The 22901-nt window shown below is 66.9% G+C and carries 20 protein-coding genes; 3 read left to right on the forward strand and 17 right to left on the reverse strand.

Going from position 1 to position 22901, the window contains the following annotated elements; translation table 11 throughout:
• Positions 1-2: 2 nt before the first annotated feature.
• From rplC to IT359_16905, 6 genes are all read right to left on the reverse strand, one after another.
• Positions 3-689, reverse strand: a complete 687-nt coding sequence (gene rplC, locus IT359_16880; GenBank protein ID MCC6930666.1) for a 50S ribosomal protein L3 — start codon at positions 687-689, stop codon at positions 3-5.
• 156 nt (positions 690-845) lie between these two features.
• Positions 846-1157 carry a 30S ribosomal protein S10 gene (rpsJ, locus tag IT359_16885; protein ID MCC6930667.1) on the reverse strand — a complete coding sequence of 104 codons (312 nt, stop codon included), beginning with the start codon at positions 1155-1157 and terminating at the stop codon, positions 846-848.
• 99 nt (positions 1158-1256) lie between these two features.
• Positions 1257-2459 carry an elongation factor Tu gene (tuf, locus tag IT359_16890; protein ID MCC6930668.1) on the reverse strand — a complete coding sequence of 401 codons (1203 nt, stop codon included), beginning with the start codon at positions 2457-2459 and terminating at the stop codon, positions 1257-1259.
• A 118-nt stretch (positions 2460-2577) separates the two neighbouring features.
• Positions 2578-4695 (reverse strand): elongation factor G, encoded by a 2118-nt coding sequence (gene fusA, locus IT359_16895; GenBank protein ID MCC6930669.1) that lies wholly within the window; start codon positions 4693-4695, stop codon positions 2578-2580.
• Positions 4696-5128: 433 nt separating this feature from the next.
• Positions 5129-6370: a nucleotidyltransferase family protein gene (locus IT359_16900; GenBank protein ID MCC6930670.1), complete on the reverse strand. Its 1242-nt coding sequence runs from the start codon at positions 6368-6370 to the stop codon at positions 5129-5131.
• Entirely contained in the window at positions 6367-6846 is a 480-nt protein-coding gene (locus IT359_16905; GenBank protein MCC6930671.1) for a lasso peptide biosynthesis B2 protein, read from the reverse strand. The genes IT359_16900 and IT359_16905 overlap by 4 nt, the downstream gene beginning before the upstream one ends.
• A 215-nt stretch (positions 6847-7061) precedes the next feature.
• On the opposite strand from IT359_16905, the gene IT359_16910 reads away from it, so the two are divergent.
• Positions 7062-8429 carry a tetratricopeptide repeat protein gene (locus tag IT359_16910; protein MCC6930672.1) on the forward strand — a complete coding sequence of 456 codons (1368 nt, stop codon included), beginning with the start codon at positions 7062-7064 and terminating at the stop codon, positions 8427-8429.
• Positions 8426-9826, forward strand: coding sequence for a tetratricopeptide repeat protein (locus IT359_16915; protein ID MCC6930673.1), 1401 nt, complete (start codon positions 8426-8428; stop codon positions 9824-9826). The genes IT359_16910 and IT359_16915 overlap by 4 nt, the downstream gene beginning before the upstream one ends.
• On the opposite strand, the gene IT359_16920 is transcribed toward IT359_16915, so the two are convergent.
• From IT359_16920 to IT359_16965, 10 genes are all read right to left on the reverse strand, one after another.
• On the reverse strand, positions 9823-10770 hold the full coding sequence (locus IT359_16920; GenBank protein MCC6930674.1) for a hypothetical protein: 948 nt from the start codon (positions 10768-10770) through the stop codon (positions 9823-9825). The two genes, IT359_16915 and IT359_16920, sit on opposite strands and share 4 nt — an antisense overlap.
• Positions 10771-10785: 15 nt before the next feature.
• A complete protein-coding gene (locus IT359_16925) occupies positions 10786-11586 on the reverse strand; it encodes an ABC transporter permease (GenBank protein MCC6930675.1) in 801 nt (266 codons plus the stop codon).
• Positions 11583-12632, reverse strand: coding sequence for an ABC transporter ATP-binding protein (locus IT359_16930; GenBank protein MCC6930676.1), 1050 nt, complete (start codon positions 12630-12632; stop codon positions 11583-11585). Before IT359_16930 ends, IT359_16925 begins: the two co-directional genes overlap by 4 nt.
• Positions 12633-12927: 295 nt before the next feature.
• Positions 12928-13089, reverse strand: coding sequence for a hypothetical protein (locus IT359_16935; protein MCC6930677.1), 162 nt, complete (start codon positions 13087-13089; stop codon positions 12928-12930).
• 360 nt (positions 13090-13449) lie between these two features.
• A complete protein-coding gene (locus IT359_16940; GenBank protein MCC6930678.1) occupies positions 13450-13629 on the reverse strand; it encodes a lasso RiPP family leader peptide-containing protein in 180 nt (59 codons plus the stop codon).
• Positions 13630-13768: 139 nt separating this feature from the next.
• Complete coding sequence (locus IT359_16945) at positions 13769-15688, reverse strand: hypothetical protein (GenBank protein ID MCC6930679.1); 1920 nt, start codon at positions 15686-15688, stop codon at positions 13769-13771.
• A 60-nt stretch (positions 15689-15748) separates the two neighbouring features.
• Complete coding sequence (locus tag IT359_16950) at positions 15749-16036, reverse strand: PqqD family protein (GenBank protein MCC6930680.1); 288 nt, start codon at positions 16034-16036, stop codon at positions 15749-15751.
• A 143-nt stretch (positions 16037-16179) separates the two neighbouring features.
• Positions 16180-16650 carry a 30S ribosomal protein S7 gene (gene rpsG / locus IT359_16955; GenBank protein MCC6930681.1) on the reverse strand — a complete coding sequence of 157 codons (471 nt, stop codon included), beginning with the start codon at positions 16648-16650 and terminating at the stop codon, positions 16180-16182.
• Positions 16647-17048, reverse strand: a complete 402-nt coding sequence (locus IT359_16960; GenBank protein MCC6930682.1) for a 30S ribosomal protein S12 — start codon at positions 17046-17048, stop codon at positions 16647-16649. Before IT359_16960 ends, rpsG begins: the two co-directional genes overlap by 4 nt.
• A 132-nt stretch (positions 17049-17180) precedes the next feature.
• Positions 17181-18632 (reverse strand): 1-acyl-sn-glycerol-3-phosphate acyltransferase, encoded by a 1452-nt coding sequence (locus tag IT359_16965; GenBank protein MCC6930683.1) that lies wholly within the window; start codon positions 18630-18632, stop codon positions 17181-17183.
• A 190-nt stretch (positions 18633-18822) separates the two neighbouring features.
• Between IT359_16965 and IT359_16970 the strand changes: the two genes are divergently transcribed.
• The gene (locus IT359_16970) at positions 18823-19662 is read left to right on the forward strand and encodes a carboxypeptidase regulatory-like domain-containing protein (protein ID MCC6930684.1); all 840 of its coding nucleotides are present in this window, start codon (positions 18823-18825) and stop codon (positions 19660-19662) included.
• A 195-nt stretch (positions 19663-19857) separates the two neighbouring features.
• On the opposite strand, the gene rpoC is transcribed toward IT359_16970, so the two are convergent.
• The coding region (gene rpoC / locus IT359_16975; protein ID MCC6930685.1) for a DNA-directed RNA polymerase subunit beta' at positions 19858-22901 on the reverse strand (3044 nt) is incomplete at its 5' end.

A 22901-nucleotide genomic window follows, 5' to 3' on the forward strand; every position in this document is an offset into this window, starting at 1 on the left:
GCTTACCCCTGCTTGCGCACGAGCACGATGCCGTTGGTCGGCCCGGCAATCGCGCCTCGGATGTAGATCAGGTGCCGCGCCGTGTCGATCTTCTCGACGCGCAGGTTCACCTGGGTATGGCGCTCGGCGCCGTAGTGCCCCGGCATCTTCTTTCCCTTGATGACACGCGACGGATCGGTGCCCGGGGAGATCGAGCCTGGCTTGCGATGCTTGGTGTTGCCGTGGGTGTTCGGACCGCCGCCAAAGCCGTAGCGCTTTACCACGCCCTGGAAGCCGCGTCCCTTGGTCGTGCCGGTGACCTTCACGTATTCGCCGACCGTGAAGATGGTCGCGTCGATCGTGTCGCCCGCCTTGTAGGTCGGGACCTCGGTCCCCTTCGGTGCGTCGTCCAGCCGGAAGGCGCGCAACACGCGCGGCGGCGCCGAAAGCCCCGCCTTCGCCGCGTGGCCCAGTTCGGCCTTGTTCGCACGACGCCCGCGCGGATTCCGCTCGCCCTTCTTCGACTCACGACGCACCCGCTGCGAGCCGTAGCCCAGCTGCACAGCGCGGTAGCCGCTCTTGTCCCACTCGTTCTCCAGCACCTGCACCACGGGGTTTGGCTTCGCCTCCACCACGGTGCAGGGAATCTGCTGCCCCTGCTCGTTGAAGATCTGGGTCATCCCCAGCTTCTTGCCAATGATGCCTAACATGAATTCCTCTCGTGAAGTCGCGGTCCGGGGCGGCCAGTCAGCACACCACGTTGGGGTGACCGTTGGACTTGTCTGCCAGAGCCGGGTGCCGAAAGACTCGTCTTCTCGTCCCCAGCCTTCGTTGGGGCACGCCTCTCGTCTTCCCGTCTTCTGGGTCTAGTTGACTTTGATCTCGACGTCCACGCCCGCCGGGAGATCCAGCTTGGTGAGCGCGTCCACCGTCTGCGCGCGCGAATCGAGGATGTCGATCACGCGCATGTGCGTCTTGAGCTCGAACTGCTCACGCGACTTCTTGTCGACGTGCGGCGAGCGCAACACGGTCCAGCGGCGCGTCTTGGTCGGAAGCGGAATCGGCCCCGACACCTGCGCCCCGGTCTTCTCCGCCGTGCGGACGATGTCCCCCGCGGCCTGGTCGATCACCGCGTGGTCGAACGCCTTGAGGCGAATGCGAATTCTGCCAGCCATAATGAATCAGAGAGTAGAAGACGAGAGGACGAGAAGACGAGGGTCAGGAAAGGCGACGAACCATCTCGTCTTCCCGTCTTCTCGTCTTCTCGTCTTCCCCATTTAGGCGAGGATCTTGGTCACGACACCCGCGCCGACCGTACGGCCGCCTTCACGGATGGCGAAACGAAGCTGCTCTTCCATGGCGATCGGCGTGATGAGCTCGATCGTCATCTGGATGTTGTCGCCCGGCATGACCATCTCCGTCCCACCCGGGAGCTCGATCGAGCCCGTCACGTCGGTGGTGCGGAAGTAGAACTGCGGACGGTACCCCTTGAAGAACGGCGTGTGACGCCCGCCCTCTTCCTTCGTGAGGACGTAGACTTCGGCCTCGAACTTCGTGTGCGGCGTGATCGAGCCGGGCTTCGCGAGCACCATGCCGCGCTCGATTTCCTTCTTGTCCACGCCACGCAGCAGGAGGCCGACGTTGTCGCCCGCCTGGCCGTCGTCGAGCAGCTTGCGGAACATCTCGACGCCCGTGACGATCGACTTCTTGTCCGAGCCGAAACCGACGAGCGCGATTTCTTCCTGGACCTTGATCTTCCCGCGCTCGATACGACCGGTCGCCACCGTGCCGCGACCCGTGATCGAGAACACGTCTTCGACCGGCATCAGGAACGGCTTGTCGATCTCGCGGACCGGCTCGGCGATGAACGTATCCAGGGCGTCGTACAACTCCTGGATCTTCGCCACCCAGGCCGGATCGCCTTCGATCGCCTTCGTGGCCGAGCCACGGATCACCGGGGCGTCGTCGCCGGGATAGTTGTACTTGTTGAGGAGCTCGCGCACCTCGAGCTCGACCAAGTCGAGCAGCTCGGCATCCTCGACAAGGTCGCACTTGTTGAGGAAGACGACGATGTTCGGCACGTTCACCTGACGGGCGAGCAGGATGTGCTCGCGCGTCTGCGGCATCGGGCCGTCGACGGCGGAGACCACCAGGATCGCGCCGTCCATCTGCGCGGCACCCGTGATCATGTTCTTCACGTAGTCGGCGTGCCCCGGGCAGTCGACGTGCGCGTAGTGGCGCGCCGCCGTCTCGTACTCGACGTGCGAGGTGGCAATCGTCAGGATCTTCGTCGAGTCACGACGCCCCTGCGACTCCGACGCCTTCGCGACTTCGTCATAGGCCACGTACTTCGTCCCGAAGCCCTTGTCGGACGAAATCTTCGTGAGCGCGGCGGTCGTCGTCGTCTTGCCGTGGTCGACGTGCCCGATCGTGCCGACGTTCACGTGCGGCTTGTTGCGGTCGAATTTTGCCTTGGCCATTGCAGCGTTTCCCAGTGGTGTGGAGGTGCCCTAAACGCGGAGAGTTGCTTCGGGATTTCCCTCCCGTCTCCCCCCAGCCTTCGCTGGGGCAAGCTTTCTCCCGACTCCCGTCTGCCTGCTACTTCACCTTGCTGATGATCTCTTCCGCCTTGCTCTTCGGGACTTCCTCGTAGTGCGAGAACTCCATCGAGTACACCGCGCGCCCCTGCGACATCGAGCGCAGGCGCGTCGAGTACCCGAACATCTCGGACAGCGGCACCGTCGACGCGATCACCTGCGCCTCGCCGCGCTGCGTCATGCCGCCGATCTTCCCGCGACGCGACGACAGGTCGCCGAGGACGTCGCCCATGTACGCTTCCGGGCTCACGACCTCGACTTTCATGATGGGCTCGAGGATGCACGGCGACGCCTGCTTCGCCGCCTCCTTGAACGCCATCGAACCCGCAATCTTGAACGCCATTTCGCTCGAGTCCACCTCGTGATACGACCCGTACACGAGCTGGATCTTCACGTCGACCATCGGATAGCCGGCCAGGACGCCGTTCTCCAGCGCCTCCTTGATCCCCTGCTCCACCGGCCCGATGTATTCGCGCGGGATCACGCCGCCCACGATCTTGTCCTCGAACACGAAGCCCTGCCCCTGTTCGGCCGGCTCGATGTTGATGACCACGTGGCCGTACTGCCCCTTGCCGCCCGACTGGCGCACGAACTTCCCCTCGACCTTCTCGGCGCGACGCTTGATCGTCTCGCGATACGCCACCTGCGGGCGCCCCACGTTCGCGTCGACCTTGAACTCGCGCATCATCCGGTCGACGATGATCTCCAGGTGCAACTCGCCCATGCCGGAGATGATCGTCTGCCCCGTCTCCGAGTCCGTGTGCACGCGGAACGTCGGGTCTTCCTCCGCCAGCTTGTTGAGCGCGATGCCCAGCTTGTCCTGGTCCGCCTTCGTCTTCGGCTCGATCGCCACGTCGATGACGGGCGTCGGGAACTTCATCGCCTCGAGGATGATCGGATTCTCGTCATCGCACAGCGTGTCGCCCGTGCGCGTGTCCTTGAGCCCGATCGCCGCGGCGATGTCGCCCGCGCGCACTTCCGGGATCTCCTCACGCTTGTTGGCGTGCATCTGCAGGAGACGCCCGATGCGCTCGCGCTTGTCCTTCGTCGAGTTGTACACGTAGCTGCCCGAGGTGAGCACCCCCGAGTACACGCGGAAGAACGTCAGCTTACCCACGAACGGGTCGGTCGCGATCTTGAACGCCAGCGCCGCGAACGGCGCCGCGTCGCTCACCGCGCGCGTGTCGAACGTCTCGTCGTGGTGCGGAAGGTGCCCCTGGATCGCCTCGACGTCCACCGGCGCCGGCAGGAAGTCGATCACCGAGTCCAGCAGCGCCTGCACGCCCTTGTTCTTGAACGACGCGCCGCACAGGATCGGCGTGAACTTCATCGAGCACGTCGCCTTGCGGATGAGCGTGCGGACCTCGTCGATCGTCGGCTCCTCCCCGCCCAGGTAGCGCTCCATGATGTGGTCGTCGAACTCGACGACCGCCTCGATCAGCTCGTGCCGCGCCTGCGCCACCGCCGCCTTGAACTCGTCGGAGATTTCCCGCACGTCGAACGTCTTGCCTAACGTCTCGTCGTGGAAGATGTACTCCTTCTGCTCCACGAGGTCGATGTGCCCGGTGAACAACTCGCCCGAACCCACCGGGAGCTGGATCGGGAAGGCGTTCCTCGTCAGGCGGTCGCGAATCATCGCGACACAGCGCTCGAAGTTGGCCCCCACGCGGTCCATCTTGTTCGCGAAGATCATGCGCGGCACGCGATAGCGGTCCGCCTGGCGCCACACGGTCTCCGTCTGCGGCTCGACGCCGGCCACCGAGTCCAGCAGCGCCACCGCGCCGTCGAGCACGCGGAGCGAGCGCTCCACCTCGACGGTGAAGTCGACGTGCCCGGGAGTATCGATGATGTTGATGCGATACTCGGGACCGGTCCCGCGCTCGTGGCTGTCACCATGGCGACGCCAGAAGCACGTGGTGGCCGCCGAGGTGATCGTGATGCCGCGCTCCTGCTCCTGCTCCATCCAGTCCATCGTGGCCGCACCATCGTGGACTTCGCCAATCTTGTGGCTCTTGCCGGTGTAGTACAGGATACGCTCGGTCGTCGTCGTCTTCCCGGCATCGATGTGCGCCATGATGCCGATGTTGCGATAGTGCTCGAGCGGAGTCGTACGAGGCATGGTCTCTTCTAGGCGTTAGGCGGCGGGTCATCCCCGCGCATCCGAAACTCACATCAGCAAAAACGCGGGTGGACCGTGGCGCTCCTTTGAGCAGGAGCCGGTATCCATCCGCTGCCGCCGGGTGCACTCGCCACTGAAGCACGAGTGGGGACCCATGGCGCGCCGAGCCACCGGGCTCGACGTCGAATTGTCCTGCGTCGCTTTTCGGGAGCGCCGTACTCCGCACAGGAGACGTCGCCAGCTATGCTGCCCCCCGCGACACCGCGGGCCCATAAGTGCCGACGCGCAGTTCGTCGGCGTTCGCACCGGCCATCACTCGGCTGGCGCGTCCCTCCAGACCACACGCAACTGCCCGGTCTTGGGAGCCGAGGAATCTGGCCGCGCGGATGGCGAAAGTCAATGCGCCGACGGGATTTCGGCGCCCCTCACCAACTCAGCGTCCGGCGAGTCGCCGAAGGTAGCCCGCCGCGTCGCTGATGCCCAGGCGATGCGCCCACCACCGCTCGCTCGACGAACGCGGCGTGTCGAGTCCGAGCTCGCGCGACTTCTCGATCTTGCGCTCGCCAAACTGCCACGGGCGAGCCGCGCCGTGACCCGACCGCTTGGGACGCATCCCCGCCGTCCACAGCAGGCGCGCCAGCCCCTCCGACGGGTTCCGCTGCGCCATCGGCACGAGTTGCAGCACGAAGTGGCGGAAGACCACCTCGCCGACCCACTCCCCGACCCCGGGATCGAGCGCGCGCAGCACCGCCGGCGGGACGGGGATGCCGCACAGCCGCTCTGCGAGCAACAGCGTCCAGTAACAGGCCGACGACAGCGTCGGGTCGCTGGCTATCGAGAGGAATCGATCCCAACCGAAGTCGAGGTGCGCGACCAGTTCCGAGATGTCGCGGAAGGTGCGCCACCCGCCAATCCGCATCTCGTGCGACCAGGCCAGGTGAATGCACGAGTAGACCAGCATGTCCTCGACGGACGGGACCAGGACGTCGGAGGCTCCCAGCCGCCTGGTGACCGCACGCGACCGGAGGGCGGCCACTCCATACGACAGCGGATGGCCAACGGGGAGCACGTCCGAGTGAATCTCCAGTCGAATGTCGAGCCCTAGCCTGTCCGACATGGGCGGCAGGTGGTGATGCTCCTCGTAGAGCGCCGCCTTGAGCTCCGCCATGTCGATGGTCCAGTCCCTCGCCCGGGCCACCTGCGCCGCTTCATGCGCGCGGTCGCGAGGAACCACGACATCGATGTCGGCCATGTTCCGGTCACACGGCTCGGCGTAGAGAAAGGCACCCAGCGCCCCCCCCTTGACCAGCATGACCGGGATCCCCTCGGCCACGAGTTCCGCGACTGTCTTGGTGAGCAGGCGTCGCACCGCCATGAGCCGGAAATCGGAGAGCGCCGCCACGCCCTGCAGCTGCGACGCCGCTGCGCTCGGAACGGGAAGATCGTAGTCGCGAAGCGTGCGCCACACGCTTCCGGCCACGCCCTCCTTGAGGACGATGCCGACAAAGCGATCCCAGTCGATTCCGCGCCCGACCAGCGTGTGTGCCGCGCTCTCCGACTCGCGCGGAGCGGCCAGCCGGAAGAAGAGCGCTTCCGCCGGGCGCAAGACGGCGCTCGACGGCACGTCGACGTCGGCGTTGCGCACGCCCGAACTGGTCGCCGTGGCGGTACTCACCGCTCTTGCGTCCCGACGAGCTTGACGTCGGTGAGCTCGGTAAAGGTCGCCACGTGCTCGCCGAAATCGCCGATCACTTCGCCTCCGTACTCCACCCACGCATGCGCCTCGACCTTGCCCTGGCGATCGCGCACACCAATCCGGATGCGCCCGCCGTCCAGTCCGTCGCGCTGCAACATCTTCATGAGCGCCATCGACTGCACGAGACACGTGGGACGGATCACCCCGAAGGCCGACGCCCGCCGAATCGCCAGTGCCAGCGCGCGCGCCTCGGGGAGGCGAGCCGGATCACCCGCCACGGGCGCGTCGTCGCGCGGCGATACCAGACGCCCGGTCTCGCGCGTGGACAGCAGGAAGCGCGCGTGCAGCAGTGAAAGCTGCGCGCGTACCAGGTTCCATCCCTCAGTCGGGGAAACGGACAGGAGCTTGAGATACGACCGCGCCCGTCGCCCGACGCGTCTGAGTCGCCGGCGCATGCGCCACAAGATATCGTGCACAGTCGAGTCGGTCGCCCTCACTCCTGTCACTGCGCCCACGGAGCCTCGCCCTCTGTCGCTCGCAACGTCGTTGATTCTATCGTGATTTGCATCACCCTGATACCCGCAATTGTGGTGCCTCTCCCCCCGCTAAGACAACGTGTGGCATGCTCCCTGCCACCAGTACCATACGCAGAACCCGTCACACCCACGTCATGACCCTCCTGGAACTCGCCAAGCATCACCGCAAGGCCGGTCGACTCGCCGAAGCCGCCGCGACGCTGGAGCAGGCGGTGCGCGAATCGCCGATGGATCCGGAACTTTGGTTCCAGGGCGGGACGCTCGCCATCAAGCTGAAGGAGTTCGCCTTCGCCCGGTCGCTCTTCGATATGGTGGCGAGGGTCAATCCCACCGATGCGCAGGCGATATACAACGCCGGCTACTGCCACTTCCGCCTTGGCGAGCCGGAAGCTGCGCTGGCTGCCTACGAGCGGGCGGTTGCGATCGATCCCGGCTTCGTGCGCGCGCACATCGCCCGTGGGCAGCTGCACTACATCCTGGGGAATGACGAGGCGGGGCGATTGGCGTTCGACACGGCGCTTGCCCTCCCGCGCCCGGCCGCGGCCGGCGACCTGGAACTGCGCGCCTTGGTGCGGGTGGTTCGCGAAGAGTTCACGGAAGGGTGGCGCGAGTTCGACGAGTCATGGCGCGAAGCGCGACAGAACTCGCTGTCGGCCGTTCGTGTCTGGGACGGAAGCCAGGACCCCACGGCCACCGTTTGCCTCACGGTCGATGGCGGCTTTGGCGACACGTTGCTCTTCATCCGGTTCGCGCAGCAGGTGCGCGCTCGCGTGGGGCATCTGGTGGCGTCGATAGAGCCGGCGCTCGCCCCGCTGCTCGGGGGAGTTGCCGGCATCGACGCCGTGCTGCGGGATGCGAGCGCCTTCACGCCGGACATGCAGGTGAGTGGACTGTGGACGCTCCCTCGAAAGCTCGGGACGACGCGTGCATCGATCCCAGCCGAGGTTCCGTACCTCCCGTGTCCCACGGAGGGGCCGCGGCTTTCACCCACCGACCGGCTCCGCGTCGGGCTCGTCTGGTTCGGGGGGAGCGACTGCGCGCACGACTTCGACCGGTCGTGCCATGACGTCTCGCGACTCGCGCCGCTGTTCGGCGTTCCCGGCATCGAGTGGCACCTGCTGCAGCCCGGGGTGACGGCGGCCGCACTCGGCGCGGCGCGGGGCGAGGCCCACGTCGTCCCGTTGCCGACGGTACGCCATTTCGGGGACACCGCCTTCGTGCTGCGACAGCTCGACCTGGTGATCAGCGTGGACACCGCGATCGCCAACCTGTCGGCCGCGTTAGGCATCCCGACCTGGATCCTGGTCCCGACGATCCCGGAGTTTCGCTGGCCCATCGGGGCCGTGCGCTCGCCGTGGTACCCCAAGGCCCGTCTCTTTCGGCGGCGGCACACCCGCGATTGGGATTCGGTGGCGCAGGCGGTCGTCCGCCAGCTGCACGAGCGGCTGGCGGCCGGAAGCGACGAGGACCTTCCCGGGTACCGGCGCCTGGATTTGGCATGAGCCCGGGCGCGGCCGGGGAAGGCGTTCCCGTCGCCACCGATGGCGGCGATGCCAAGGTACTGGCGACGGCCCGCGACCACCGCATGCACGGGCGGTTCGATGCGTGCAGCGCGCTGCTGCAGGAGATCCTGGGCCGCGACCCGATGCACGTCGGCGCCATGCTCGAGGGCGCGCTGCTCTCGCTGGACGTTGGCGACTATCCCGTCGCCGAGCGGTTCCTGCAGGCGTGCCGCCTGTTCGACCCGCGCAACGCCGACCTGTTGCTGCTGTCGGGGTCCAGTGCGTTCTACCAGCGCGATCCGGAGCGAGCCATTCCCTACCTGCGCGACGCGGCGCGCCTCGCGCCCGGCTCCCTCGACGTGCGCATCGCGCTCGCCCAGATCCTGTATTCGGCCGGCTTCGATGCCGACGCCCGTGGCGAGATGCACACGGCCTTCACGCTGGCCGCCGTCCCCGGGTCGGACGAAGGGATGCGGCGGTCGCTGGCACGCATCGCCGATGGCGACTGGGACGCTGGGTGGCGCGAGTTTGCCTTGCACTGGGAAACGAAGTTTGCCGCTCACTTCCGGGAGGCGCGGTGGTGGCGTGGCGAGCCGCTCGGCGACGAGGACCTGCACGTCGTGGCGTACGGCGGGCTGGGCGACTCGATCTTCTTCGCGCGCTTCCTCCCGGTGGCGGCCGCCCGCGCCCGCCAGCTGCACCTGTGCGTGCCGGCGCCGCTGCAACGGCTCCTGTCGGGTGTGCGCGGCGTGGCGTCGCTGACACCGGCGGTCGACGCGATCCCGCACGGTGCCGTGGTGACCTCGCTGTGGCACCTGGCATGGCTGTTGGGCGGGGAACCCGACCGGTATGCCCCCGAACCGTACCTGGTTGCCCCTGACGACGGCCCGCGCCTGGAGCCTACGCGCGGATTGCGTGTCGGGATCGCATGGGCCGGGAGCGCCAGGGCCGGGCACAACGTCGATCGGTCGCCGCCGTCGCTCGCGACCTTGTCGCCGCTGCTCGCGGTGGAGGGGGTGACATGGCTCGGGCTGCACCCGGAGCCCGCGGCGGCCGCCGAGTGCGCGGCCCTGGGAATCGGGGCGCTGCCGCCGGTGCGCGACTTTGCCGACACGGCGGCGGTGCTGCGCCAGCTGGACCTCGTGATCACCGTCGACAGCTCGGTGTCGAACCTGGCGCCGGCGTTAGGCATCCCGACGTGGGTGTTCTGCACGCGCATTCCCGAGATGCGATGGCCCGCGGGGGCGGCGCGCTCGCCCTGGTTCCCGTGGGCGCGCCCCTTCCGCCGCCGGTCGCTGGGCGACTGGGAGGCGGTCGCCCGTGCCGCCGCCGGCGACCTGCGCCAGCGCGTGGCAACCGGCGCCGACCCCGACCTGCCTGCGTACCGTCGGCGTTAGGCGCGGTGCCAGGCGGCGATCTCGTGCGATGCCGCTTGCAGCTGCTGGAGGTCGCGCACGAGCTCGAGCGTGTACACGGGGACGCTGGCCACCACGTCGACCACGCGCGAGACGTGGCGCTGCCCCTCGCGGTCACCCAGCAGCGCCCCCATCTTCGCGAAATGCGACAACGCAATGATGGCGTCAATCGAGCCTAACGCGACCCGTCGCACGGGAACCGTCGCCTCCTCCGGCGCCTTCGAGGCTATGACATAGAGCGCCGCCAGCGGCAACGGCTGCGAGGCAACCTGGTCACCGTGCATCGTGTCCACCACGCGCCACCGCGGCAGGTCGGGCGCGCGCAGGTCGCGCGTGCGCGGGAAGTGCGCGGCACTCTCCTGCCGCAACCGGACGCTGGGAACGCCGGGGACCACGCGAATGGGTGATCCCGGGAGGATCGCCAGCGCATCGTCCGAGACGAGCTGCGCCCCCTCATACGTCATCGCCGCTGCCAACGTCGACTTCCCCGTGAACTTGGGCGCCATGAAACCGATCGCGCTGCCGTCGATGGCCACCGCGCTCGCATGCAAGGTGACCGCCCCTTCGGCGTGCAGCATCGTCGCCATCACACGCCCGAGAATGTCCATCGACGCCAAGTCGTGGTCGCAGCCGGCTCCCGGCCACCAGCGAATCTCGCCGCTCGCCGCCGACAGGTCGAAGGTCCCGCTATCGGTATAGGTGAGGCGATACGCCCCGGGGCCCAGCAGGTCGAGCGTGACCGTCGCACCGTAGGCCACATCCTCCGTCCCGATACGCGTCGCACCAGGAACCTCGGGCGGCGTCCCCGGCAGCGACACGAGGCGCCACTCCGCAGGCGTCCCGTCAGCAGCCGCTTCATGCAGCTCGGCTAGCGGGTGGTCGCTCTCGACCAGGCGCCCGAAGGCGCGATATCGTCTGGGTGTCATGGTCTGCAGTTACCGTCAGTACTGCGAAAGCCCCCCAGTGCGCCGGGCATATCGAAAGGCAAGCGCGATCGCCGCCACACCAACCGACCCGAGCACGAGGATGAAAAGGAGAAGCATCCCGACGTCGCCGAGGACCGTTGAAAACGGCCGCCCCTCGAGCAGGAGCATGCGAAAGGCGCGCAAGCCATATGACAGCGGGACAAATCCCGCGAGCGAGCGCAGCCACGACGGGATGACGTGCACCGGATAGTACACGCCGCCAAGGAAGGTGGACGCGAGCAACACCGCGCTCATCACCGGGCCGCTGGTGCGAAAGGCAATCTGCGACGCCGTCATCAAGAGTCCGAACGGGAGATACGCCGCCGCCAGCAGCATGAGGACGAGGAACGCCTGCGGAACGCTCGTCCACGCGATCGACGCGCCTAACGCAACGCCGCCCACCAGGAGGAGCGTGCTGCGCAGCAGGGTCCAGAGGAAACCGTACGCGGACAGCCCCGCAAAGATCACGACCGGCGGCGTGGGGGTCAGAAAGAGCGAGTCGAGCGTCCCGCTCGTTGCCGCCGTCCCCACATTCGAAGGCACCGTGCCGATCGCCTCGGTGATGATCGTCGTGGCGACCATGCCGGCAAGGACGAACGCGAAGTACTGCCCCCCCTCACCCTGGATGGAGCGCGCCATGGTCCCCTGCAGCGCGCCGGCGACGAAATAGAGCGGCACCACCGTGGCCGCCAGGCCGATGAGCGAAAAGACGGTCGCCAGCCGATAGCTCGACGCCGCGCGCCAGGACGTCCGCACCATCGCAAGGATGACTCTCATGGGTCCCCCCCACGCTGCGCCACCACCCGCTCCAGGAGTTCACCCAACGAAAGCCCCATGCGCTCGAAGCGCGACACCACGACGCCGTCGGCCACGAGACGGCGTAGCGTTTCCGATGCCTCGTTCGCCGTCCCGAGATCGGGGAACTCAACCACACTCCAACCGTCATGGGTCGCGAGCTCGTCGAGCAACCGCGCGCCGCTGCGCCGCAGCGAGGGATGGCCAGCGTCGCGCACCCACGCGCGATACACGTGATCGGCGAACTGATCGGCGAGTCGCGCGGCGGTGTCGATGGCGAGGACCCGACCGCGATCCAGCACCAAGACGCGGTCGCAAAGCCCGAACGCCTCCTCCGCCATATGCGTCGCGAGGACGACGGTTCGGTCACGCGTCACGACTTGCTCCCTCACGAAATCCCGGAATCGCTGGGCCGAGACCGGGTCCAGGCTCCTCGTCGGCTCATCCAGCAGGAGAATGGGGGGATCGGTCATGAGCGCACGCGCCAGCGACAACCGCTGCTTCATTCCCGACGAGAAGGTCCCCAGCAGGCGCTGCCCAGTGTCCGCAAGGTCGACCAGTCGCAGGACCGAGTCGATCCGATCCTCCACCTCGCCCCGCGGAACGTCATAGAGGGCCGCGAAGAGGCGAAGATTCTCGCGCGCGTTCAGGCGCCAGTTCATCGCCCGCTCGTTGGCGAAGACCACCCCGACCTGCGCCCTCGCCTTGCGCGTCTCCCGCGCCACATCGAATCCCTGCAACTGGATGCGACCGCCCTCGGCGGTCACGAGCCCCGTAATGCACTTGAAGAGCGTCGTCTTTCCCGCGCCATTGGGACCAAGGATGCCGAAGAACTCGCCCCGCGGAACGCTGAACGAAACGCCGCGCAGGCTCTCCACCCACTCCCGATGCGTCGGATGACGAAGGGTCTGCCAGAGCGTGCGATAGCTCGGGAACCGCTTGTGGATCTCGCTGACGACTAGCGCGGACGGGGCCCCGGAATCGTGCGCGCGCGCTTGTCCGTCGACGAGCGTCTCGGTCGTGGTCATGCCGGGAGAATAGTGGCTCGGAGAAGCGGTGGAGAGTCCAACCGGTTCTCGCGCGGAGCTCCTGAGACGCTCACGCCGGAACCGACTGCGTCAACCACACGCGCAAGATGGGCATGCAGACGACGCGCCGCGTCCCCCCGGCGACACGATTGCGGGGCCCCCGCGTCACACATCGTCGCGGAGGAGAGCGAATGGCGCGACCCAGGGTGCGCCTGACGGCGCGACACCGCGAACGCAAAAACGACACATGGGGTCGGATTTCTCCGACCCCATGGTTCCAACAACCCCGGCATTGCTAGCGCGAGATGTTCGGCGCCAGACATACCGTCGGCAGTCCGCCCGGGCCGTAGACGGGAGTGCTCCCGATCGACGTGCCGATGCCGGGAACAGCGAAAGAGTCGCTGCCACCGACGCATCCGAGTTGGGTCAACTCGCGAAACGATCCCAGCCTGATCACCCGCGGTCTCTCATACATGAACACCTCCAGTATCGAGACGCATCGGACTGGATTCCGATGTGCCGGGACAGCCCTGCATGAGACGGGCCGACCGATCAACTTCTGATGCCGCCACCGCAAGGCTGCCCCGGCAGCGCTAATCTTGGGTCGGGGCCAAAAGTCAGCAATGGGTCACGTGGTTGTGTGACATGCGACACACTTCGCTGCACCTCCGCCGCAAGAGCGCGCCGGGCCACCCGCGGCACGGTACCGGCCGGTGTTCTTCCAGCTTCAGGAGTGGTTATCCAGACTCTGGAAATCGGGTCCTGAAAAGCACAAGGGACCGGATTGCTCCGGCCCCAAGGCTTGTCGTCGCCGCGGTTAGCGCGAGACGTTCGGCGCCAGACACACCGTCGGCTGTCCATTCGAGCCATAGATCGGCGTTCCACCGATCGAGGTCCCGATGCCGGGCACGGAGAAGGAGTCAGTCCCCCCCACGCACCCAAGCTGGGTCAGCTGACGGAAAGTGCCGAGACGTACCACGGTCGGCTTCTGGTACATTTCGAACTCCCTTGTCAGGGTTACCGGGCCAGTGCCCCGGCGGCAATGCGGCTCCCCCGCCGCTTTTGAGCGAGTACTGCTCGCTCGAAGTCCTACAGATGCAAGTCCTACGCAAGCACCGTGCAATTTCAGATTTTTCTCACGATCCGGCAACCGGGAAAGCATTGCCGATGTGTGACCTCGCCCACACTTCAGCAAGAATCGTGTACACAGCCTCCAATCCGGCGCTCTCAGGTCGGCCATCGCGCAAGTTAGCACCCACTTCTGACAGCGCCCCGACATCCAGGATCCCCATCTGCGTCAGGATCGAATTCCGAGCGAACTCGTCGATAAGGCCACTCATGCGCTGCTGCAGCGCGCGCTGAAGCAGTCCCTCCGTAGTTCCAGTTGGACGATGGCGATTGCCGGTGACGGAGTGCGGCAACACATCGGTGAGGGACGCACGCATCAGCATCTTTACCTGCCAACCATCTCGCCGCTCCCAGCGCGGTCGCGTGGCTGCAAATCGGAGGAGGCGAGAGTCGGCGAGCGGCGCTCGCAGCTCCACCCCCTCCTTGAGATACAGTCGAAACGCCTCGGCGAAGACGCGCGGAAAGAATGGGTGCGTGAGCAACCAGCGTCGCTCGAAATTAGCGGCGCTCCCCGCCTTGCGACGGTCGGGGAAGTTCGCTTTGTGCCTGGCGGGAAGCCCTACACGTTCGGCGAAGTCGCGTCGAATCCACGGGGGCAACGGGCGATCGAAGGGATCCGGATAGGGGGCGCCGCGAACCGCTGTCAGGAGCGAGTTCCCCAGCGGGCCAACGTTGGGCCACAGCGCGAGCCGAAAGAAGGCCCGCCAGTCGCGTCCCCCCTCCAGACGCCTCCATTCCTTGATTAGTGTGCGCAGCTTCCCGTGGCGAACCAGGTCCGCGAGATACGACGGTTCGCCAGAGAAAAGCTGATCGCCGCCACTACCATTGAGCAGGACCCGCGCCCCCTGCGACCGCGCAGCACGCGCCAGCGCCTCCTGGAACTCGGCGTACGCATGGCCGAACGGTTCATGACGCGTCGACGCGCCGTCTGCAATCGTGGCGAAAATCGGGAGCGTGGTCGCATCGATCCACTGCGTCTCCCCACCGCACAGCTGCAAGACGTCACGAATGACGTCGTCCTCACGCCCAGGATCGCCCTCCGGGTACGATACGGAGACCGCGTGCAGACGTTCCCCCGCATCGCGGCGTGCGAGCGCGTACACGGCCGTGGAGTCTCGTCCGCCGCTCAACCCGACCGTCACCTCGCCGGTGGCGGGGAGACGCTCACGCACCGCCGCCTCCATCAGTTGGCGCAGCTCGACCTTCGCCTCCTCGAACGGCACCGCGGGTCGCTCGTCGCCGAGGAAGGTCGGGGGAGAGAAGGTGCTCACGCGCTCGACGCTTCGGGCTATGTCGCTCGCAGCGAGCGAGGCGCGGACCATCGATCCAGCCGGCACGAGCTCGACGCCGAGGTAGGCCGACTCGCGCGGTGACTCATAGCGCCCGGCGGCCGCCTCGGCGAGCCAGGGGACGTTGAGGCGGGCGTCGACTCCGGGAAGATGCGTGAGGGGGGACGCCTCGCTCGCGAAGGCAATGGAGTCGCGTGTCGCCGCGAAATAGAGCGATCGAAGCCCACCCCAGTCGCGGGCGGCGAGGAGCGTCCGAGTCGAGGCATCGATGGCGACGAATGCGTAGTCACCCTCGAGACGCTCGATCGCTCGCTCGCCCCAGGCGTCGAGGGCGGCGGCGATCAGGTCGGACGGGGTGCGCGAGGCGAGTTGCGCCCCTGCCGCCCGGAGCTCGGCAATCAGGTCGTCGATGTAGTAGAGCGTCGCATCGCTGGCGACCGAATACTGGCCGTATCGCCCGATGGCCGTCCCCGTCCACGCCGTCTGCCATTGGAAGGGCGAGGCGCCGAGCCATGATCCGGGCTGGGCCGCGACGATGGTCGGGGTGTCGCCGCGGAGCGACTGGCGGGTGAGGAGCGCCCCTATGAGGGTGTCGCCGCGCTGCTGCAACGGACCACACCAAGTCGCCAGCGCGGTCATGTTGACGGGGGAGGTAGGCGCGACCGGGAGGAGGGGACGCGACGGCGTCCCCGGCCTCGGTTACGCCAGCGGCTCTACGAGTTCCTGCGCCGCGAACTCGGCCAGCAACTCCTCGACGTCGGCCCGAATGATGTCCGCCGTCACGTCGGTGTACTCCTGGGCGAGCAGGGCCACCATGGCGTCCAGCGACTCGGTCACGGGAGGGAGGAGGTTCCAGACGCGGGCCCCCACGGAATTGACCGAGAAGTAGACCTCGAGTTCGGGCGAGAAGATCAGCCCTCCGTCGGCGAGCGTCTTGAAGATCACGTCCGACTTGGGCTTGGGCAGGCGAATGTTAGCCATGCTCATCGACATTTCGACGCTCAGCTGATTGGAGGAGGCCATGACGTACAGCAGCCCCATCTAAGTCAACTTGCGTGCCAGATAGGACGAGCGCCCGCCCGAGGCGTAGCCCGGGCGAGCGCGTCGAACGGATGGCGTCGAGGGAGAGACTACCAGCGGTAGTGCGCAAATGCCTTGTTCGCCTCGGCCATGCGGTGTGTGTCCTCCTTTTTCTTCACCGCGTTCCCCTCACCCTTGGACGCCGCAATCACCTCGGCCGCCAGCTTTTCGGCCATCGACTTCTCGTTGCGCTCGCGCGAGTACGAGATCAGCCAGCGCATGGCGAGCGCGGTGCGGCGCTCGGGACGCACCTCGACGGGCACCTGGTAGGTGGCGCCGCCCACGCGGCGCGACTTGACCTCGATAACCGGCTTGAGGTTGGCGAGCGCCTGCTTGAAGACGTTCACGCCCGGCTGGCTCGTGCGGGACTCCACGAGGTCCATGGCGCCGTAGAAAAGGCGTTCGGCGGTCGACTTCTTTCCCTGGAACATCAGGGAGTTGATGAACTTCGAGACAGTCTGGCTGTCGTAGCGCGCATCCGCGAGAACGGGACGCTTCACCGACTTCTTGCGGCGGCTCACTTCTTCTTACCTCCGGCGGGGGCGCCCGCCTTGGGCTTCTTGGTGCCGTACTTGGAACGGCTCCGGTTACGACCGTTGACGCCGGCGGCGTCGAGGGTCCCGCGGACGATGTGGTAGCGCACCCCAGGCAGGTCCTTCACACGGCCACCGCGCACGAGCACGATCGAGTGCTCCTGCAGGTTGTGCCCTTCGCCCGGGATGTAGGCGATGACTTCGATCTGGTTCGTGAGGCGAACCTTGGCCACCTTGCGCAGGGCCGAATTCGGCTTCTTGGGCGTGGTGGTGTAGACGCGGGTACAGACCCCGCGGCGGAAGGGATTCGCCTTGAGCGCCGGCGACTTCTCCTTCTTGAGGACGTCCTTGCGCGCGCGCCGGACGAGCTGATTGATCGTTGGCATTCAGAAACAGTTCGTGAATCGACTTCTACGTGGATCGCCCATTCAGGCGGCACGGAACAGAAAAGTGAACTTAGACGGGCCCCGCCGCCGAGGCAAGGTAGCCGGCCGAGGAGTTTGTGGCGCGAGTGCAGGCTACCACTCCCCCGTGGCGGCGAGGACCGGGAGGGCGTCGCGTTCCCGGACGCCGTCGGCGAAGGGCCCCAGCAGGTGGGCTATCCCATTGGCGTAGTAGGACACCAGCGCTCGCCCCCTGGGGAGGACGAGGTACCCCCCTCCCTCCCGCGCTATCACCTTCCGCATGCGGAGCATCCGGTAGGCCCGTTCGAAGACCTCCTCGATCGTCCGCTCGCCTTGCAGGACGCGGGCGTTGACCTCGGGGAGGACGCCGCGAAGCTCCTCCATGCGGGAGAGCAGCTGGGTGCGCGACACGAAATCGGCGGGGAAGGTCTGGAGGGCCGCACACGCCAAGGCGACCGGGGTGACCGGCACCAGGTCGCCAATCCGATCCATCGACATGTCGCAGAAGCGCTGCACATGTCCCAGCCGCTCATGCCGCTCCAGCGCAAAGAGGGAGATGCCGTCGCGCTCGAGCCCATCGATCCAGTCGCCGACGGAGATGGGGGTCCCCACCATCACCGCGGCGCGGCCGTAGCGGCGCCAGCGCCCCGTGAGGATGCGGCCGACGTTCCATCCCAGGTAGCTCGCCACCTCACGAAGCTGCTCCCATCGGGTGCTGTGCGGCCGGCCGTCGCGCGCCGCCAGCTCGCGAATGAGGGTGCGATCCTCGATGACGCGGTCGTAGCTGATGGCCACCGGCATCACGAACATCCGCGAGCGAAGGTGCGGTTCGCGGGCCACGCCTAACGCGTAGTCGAGGAGCCCGATCTTCGCCGGGCGCAACCGCCCGTCGCGCGTGAGCCCGCCCTCCGGGAAGATCCCCTGTGTCACGCCGTTCATCGTGATGAGCTGCACGTAGCGCTCGAGCACCACGTGGTACAGCGGCTCGCGATAGCGCCGCCGGATGAAATAGGAGCCAAACGACTTGAAGATGTGCTCCAGCGGAAAGGCGCGCGCCCACTCGCCCACCGCATACGAGATCGAGACGTCGCCCGCCAATGCATACGCCACGAGGACGTAGTCGGCGTTGGACCGGTGATTCATCAGGTAGATGATGATCGAGTCGCGCGGGAGCCCCTTGAACGGGTCCGGGCGCACGGCGTCCACACTCACCTTGTAGAAGAAGTTGAGCACGGTGCGGCTGGCGGCATAGCCGAGCCGGTAGTAGGCGAGGATGTTGAAGAAGGGGATGATCTCGTCCAGATAGCGGCGCACACGGAGCCACGTTTCGTCGGCGGATGCGCCGTGCTCGCGGGTGTGCTCGTCAACGGCGCGCGCGATGACTTCATCCGCGAGCAGGGCGGCAACGATCGTGTGCTTCTTGGTGAGCTTGAACCGATCGACACGCGAGCGAAACCGCAGCACCGAGCGGCGGGCGGCGCGATCGAGGGTGGTGCGCGCGAGCCACCAGAGGCCCAGCAGCACCAGGAGGAGAACGATCAGGAATGCAATCGTGCGATAGGGCACGCGCCAACTTCCCGGTGCATGGAGCGGGCGTCAAGGCGACTGCAGGCGCGGCGCCGCACGCGTTGCCGAGTCTAATGGGCCCGAGTCGACCGGGCCGACGCTGGACGCCTTCCCATTCAATCGCCAGCTTGGGGGGATGCGAACTCCGTGGTCGTCCCCCAACGGTCGCGTGCGCGGCGCGAGGATGGCGATGACGCCTGCCATGGCGCTGACGCCTGCCATGGCGCTGACGCTTCCCATCGCGCTGATGACGGCGGCCACCGCTGCCGGAGCGCAGGGATCGGTTCGCGGCGAGGTCCTCGCCGGGCCACAGCGCGCACCGGTACGTGGCGCGACGGTGAGCGTCGCCGGTGGCACCGCGCGCGTGGCCACCGACTCGCTCGGACGCTACGCGCTGCTCGCGGTCTCCTTCGGGGAGAAACGCGTGATTGCGGCCGCGCCAGGATTTCGCGCCGAGACGGTCACGGTCGACCTGGACGTCGACGTCCTCGAGATCTCGCCCATCGTGTTGCAGCCGGCGGTGCAGACGCTGGCCGGCGTTGCCGTGACGGGCGAGGCGTCGACCATCGCGGCACGCCTCTCGGGGTTCGCGGAGCGTCGCAAGTTCGGCAACGGGACGTTCATCGATCGAACGATGCTGGAGCGGTTTGCGAACCGGCAAACGGCTGACGTACTCGCGGCCCTGGCTCCCGGGGTCCAGGTTCGCCGGGGACGCGGAATGAAGGCGTGGGCGTCATCGGGGCGTTCGTCGGTTACCGCTGGCGGCGCCTTCGGGCAGGCAGGCGGTTTCCAGCTCGACCGTTCCGACATTGCCGCGGGCGCACGCCCCGCCTGTTACATGGACGTGTACCTCAACGGCGCGCTGATCTACAACTCGAAAGGTGGGGCCGTGCCGCTGCACGACCTCAACAGCATCCCCCCGGAGCAGATCGAGTCCATCGAGGCCTACGCCAGCGCCTCGCAGGTCCCCGCCCAGTTCAACCGCACCTCCGGCGGCTGCGGCGTGCTCGTGATCTGGACGCGCAGCTGAGGGCGCAGCATTCGCGTTGGACCAGAAGCCAGGTCATGAACGGTCGCCGGCGCGCCGGCGCCCTGCACCGCCAGGAAACGTCGACCATTTGTGAGATGATCGGTTGCGTTTCGAGGCGACACCACCCTCGAAACGCACGACGCCCGGGCTCGCGCCCGGGCGTCGTGCTTTCCGTCACCTGCAACGCCGTAGGGTTTACAGGTCGTCGTTCCCGAAGCTGAACGTGCTGTCGGCAAAGCTCGCCGAGAAGACACTCGGCAGCGGCTCGTCGTTCATCGGAAGCTGCGGTGCCACGTCTGGCAGCTCCGCCCCCTCGATCTCCACGTCGTTGTACCGGTACTGACCGGTGCCGGCGGGAATGAGGTGCCCGATGATGATGTTCTCCTTGAGCCCCATGAGGTCGTCCCGCGCGCCGCGGATCGCGGCGTCGGTCAGCACTCGCGTGGTCTCCTGGAACGAGGCCGCCGAGATGAACGACTGCGTCGTCAGCGACGCCTTCGTGATCCCGAGGAGGAGTGGTTCGGCCGTCGCCGGCTTCTCCTTCCGCTTCTTCGCGCGATCGTTCTGCTCGCGGAAGACCTGCTTGTCCACGTGCTCGCCCTCGAGGAACTCCGTGTCGCCCGGATCGACGATACGAACCTTCTGCAGCATCTGCTTCACGATGACGCCGATGTGCTTGTCGGAGATCTTCACGCCCTGCAGGCGGTAGACTTCCTGCACTTCGTTGAGCAAGTACTCCTGCACCGCACGCGGCCCCTTGATGCGAAGGATGTCGTGCGGGTTGACCGGCCCTTCGGTGAGGCGGTCACCGGCGCGCACGCGGTCGCCCTCGTGCACGCGCAAGTGCTTGCCCGCCGGCACCTCGTAGAGCTGCGACTCGGCGCCCTCGTCCACAACCCACTGCGTGTTTTCAACGCGGGCCGGCGTGACGAACACCTCGCGCTTTCCTCGCTTGATGTCGCCGAACTTCACGACACCGTCGACCTCGGAGATGGTCGCCGGGTCCTTCGGGCGACGTGCCTCGAAGAGCTCGGCCACACGCGGGAGACCGCCGGTGATGTCGCGCGTCTTGTACGCCTCACGCGAGACCTTGGCGATCGTGTCGCCGGCGTGAATCTCATCGCCGTCTTCGGCCACGAGCACCGCACCGACCGGGATGACGAAGTCGCGAACGCGCTTCTCCTTCCCGCCCTTGGTCTGCCAGATCTCGATGTGCGGATGGAGCTTCTTCTCGCGATCCTCGATGATCACGCGCTGGCGCAAGCCGGTGAGTTCATCGAGCTCCTCGGAGACCGACTCGTCCTCGACGATGTCGACAAACCGGATCGTGCCTTCGATGTCGGCGAGAATCGGGTTGGTGTACGGGTCCCAGGTGAAGATCACCTGGTCCTTCTTCACGTCGTCGCCGTCCTTGACGAAGAGCGTGGCGCCGAGCGGCACCGCCAGGCGCGCGCTGATGGCGGAGTTCTTGTCGGCCGACGCGCGGATGGTGATCTCGCCTTCGTATGACGTGACGATGTCCTGTCCTTCGCGGTTCTTGACGAGGACGAGGCGATCGCCAAACTCGACGACACCGGCCACCTTGGACTTGCGGGCCGTCTGCTCGGCGATACGGGCAGCGGTCCCACCGATGTGGAAGGTGCGGAGCGTGAGCTGCGTGCCCGGCTCACCGATCGACTGGGCGGCGATGATGCCGACCGCCTCGCCGAGGTCGACCATCTTCATGGTCGCCAGGTTGCGCCCGTAGCACATGCGGCACAGCCCGCGCTTGGCTTCGCAGGTGAGGACCGAGCGGATCTTCACCGTCTCGATCCCCGACTCCTCGATGGCGTGCGCGGCCTCCTCGTCAATGAGCTGCCCGGCTTCGGCGAGGACGACCTGGCGCCCCGCCTCGTCGCTGACGTGCGGATCCACGACGTCTTCGGCGGCGACGGTGCCGACGATGCGCTCGGAGAGCGCCTCGATGACATCCTCGCCTTCCTTCAGCGCGCCGATTTCCAGCCCCTGGATGGTGCCGCAATCCTCCTCGGCGATCGTGACGTCCTGCGCCACGTCGACGAGTCGGCGCGTGAGGTAGCCGGCGTCGGCGGTCTTGAGCGCCGTGTCGGCAAGTCCCTTGCGCGCGCCGTGCGTCGAGATGAAGTACTCGAGCACGGAGAGCCCTTCGCGGAAGTTCGACTTGATCGGGCTTTCGATGATCTCGCCGATGCCACCGGTGAGCTTCTTCTGCGGCTTGGCCATGAGGCCGCGCATCCCCGCCAGCTGGCGGATCTGGTCGCGGCTACCACGGGAGCCCGAGTCGAACATCATGAACACCGGGTTGAAGCCCGCATGCGACTCGCGCATCGCCTTGACCATGGCGTCGGCGATGTCGGAGTTCGCGTGCGTCCAGGTGTCGATGACTTTGTTGTAGCGTTCGCCGTTGGTGATGTTGCCCGTCTGGTAGGCGCGCTGGAAGCGTTCGACGCGGTCTTCCGCTTCCTTGAGCAGCGTTTCCTTGTCGCCGGGGATGTGCAGGTCCTCGATGCCGATCGACACGCCGCCGCGGGTGGCGTTGGCGAAGCCGAACTCCTTGAGGCGGTCGAGGAACTCCACGGTCTTGGCGAGTCCGGCGCGGCGGAACGTCTCGAAGACGAGTTCGCCTAACGCCTTCTTCTTCATGTCGCGGTTCTGGAATGCCACCTCGGCGGGGATAATCGCGTTGAACAACACGCGTCCCACGGTGGTGGTGACCCAGCGCTTCTCGCCATCGCGATCGACGAGGAAGCGAACCGCGGTGTGGTGCTTGGCGCGGCCGGTGGCGAGCAGCATCTCCGCCTCGGCGGTGGAGCCGACGGCGCGCAGTGCGGCCGACGCCTTCGCGTCGCGGGAGAGCTTGTCGAAGTCGGCGGTCTGCTTCGTGGCGAAGTAGCAGCCGAGCACGATGTCCTGCGACGGCTCGGAAATCGGGCGACCGTCGGACGGCTTGAGGATGTTGTTCGAGGAGAGCATCAGGAGGCGTGCCTCCAGCTGGGCCTCGAACGACAGCGGGACGTGCACCGCCATCTGGTCACCGTCGAAGTCGGCGTTGAAGGCCGCGCACACGAGCGGGTGAATGCGGATGGCCTTGCCCTCGACGAGGACCGGCTCGAACGCCTGGATTCCCAGGCGGTGCAAGGTGGGCGCGCGGTTCAGCAGAACCGGGTGCTCGCCGATGACGGCCTCGAGGGCATCCCACACCTCGGGCTTCATCTTGTCGA

The sequence above is a fragment of the Gemmatimonadaceae bacterium genome (genome assembly GCA_020852815.1).
Lineage (GTDB): Bacteria > Gemmatimonadota > Gemmatimonadetes > Gemmatimonadales > Gemmatimonadaceae > SCN-70-22.

What these genes read in the sequence shown, in the direction of transcription:
- tuf (MCC6930668.1), bottom strand. Translation starts at nt 2,459, where the DNA reads ATGGCCAAGGCAAAATTCGACCGCAACAAGCCGCACGTGAACGTCGGC.
- IT359_16950 (MCC6930680.1), bottom strand. Translation starts at nt 16,036, where the DNA reads ATGAGCATGGCTAACATTCGCCTGCCCAAGCCCAAGTCGGACGTGATC.
- fusA (MCC6930669.1), bottom strand. Translation starts at nt 4,695, where the DNA reads ATGCCTCGTACGACTCCGCTCGAGCACTATCGCAACATCGGCATCATG.
- IT359_16930 (MCC6930676.1), bottom strand. Translation starts at nt 12,632, where the DNA reads ATGACCACGACCGAGACGCTCGTCGACGGACAAGCGCGCGCGCACGAT.
- IT359_16915 (MCC6930673.1), top strand. Translation starts at nt 8,426, where the DNA reads ATGAGCCCGGGCGCGGCCGGGGAAGGCGTTCCCGTCGCCACCGATGGC.
- IT359_16970 (MCC6930684.1), top strand. Translation starts at nt 18,823, where the DNA reads ATGACGCCTGCCATGGCGCTGACGCCTGCCATGGCGCTGACGCTTCCC.
- IT359_16940 (MCC6930678.1), bottom strand. Translation starts at nt 13,629, where the DNA reads ATGTACCAGAAGCCGACCGTGGTACGTCTCGGCACTTTCCGTCAGCTG.
- IT359_16925 (MCC6930675.1), bottom strand. Translation starts at nt 11,586, where the DNA reads ATGAGAGTCATCCTTGCGATGGTGCGGACGTCCTGGCGCGCGGCGTCG.
- IT359_16920 (MCC6930674.1), bottom strand. Translation starts at nt 10,770, where the DNA reads ATGACACCCAGACGATATCGCGCCTTCGGGCGCCTGGTCGAGAGCGAC.
- IT359_16905 (MCC6930671.1), bottom strand. Translation starts at nt 6,846, where the DNA reads ATGCGCCGGCGACTCAGACGCGTCGGGCGACGGGCGCGGTCGTATCTC.
- IT359_16910 (MCC6930672.1), top strand. Translation starts at nt 7,062, where the DNA reads ATGACCCTCCTGGAACTCGCCAAGCATCACCGCAAGGCCGGTCGACTC.
- rplC (MCC6930666.1), bottom strand. Translation starts at nt 689, where the DNA reads ATGTTAGGCATCATTGGCAAGAAGCTGGGGATGACCCAGATCTTCAAC.
- IT359_16945 (MCC6930679.1), bottom strand. Translation starts at nt 15,688, where the DNA reads ATGACCGCGCTGGCGACTTGGTGTGGTCCGTTGCAGCAGCGCGGCGAC.
- IT359_16960 (MCC6930682.1), bottom strand. Translation starts at nt 17,048, where the DNA reads ATGCCAACGATCAATCAGCTCGTCCGGCGCGCGCGCAAGGACGTCCTC.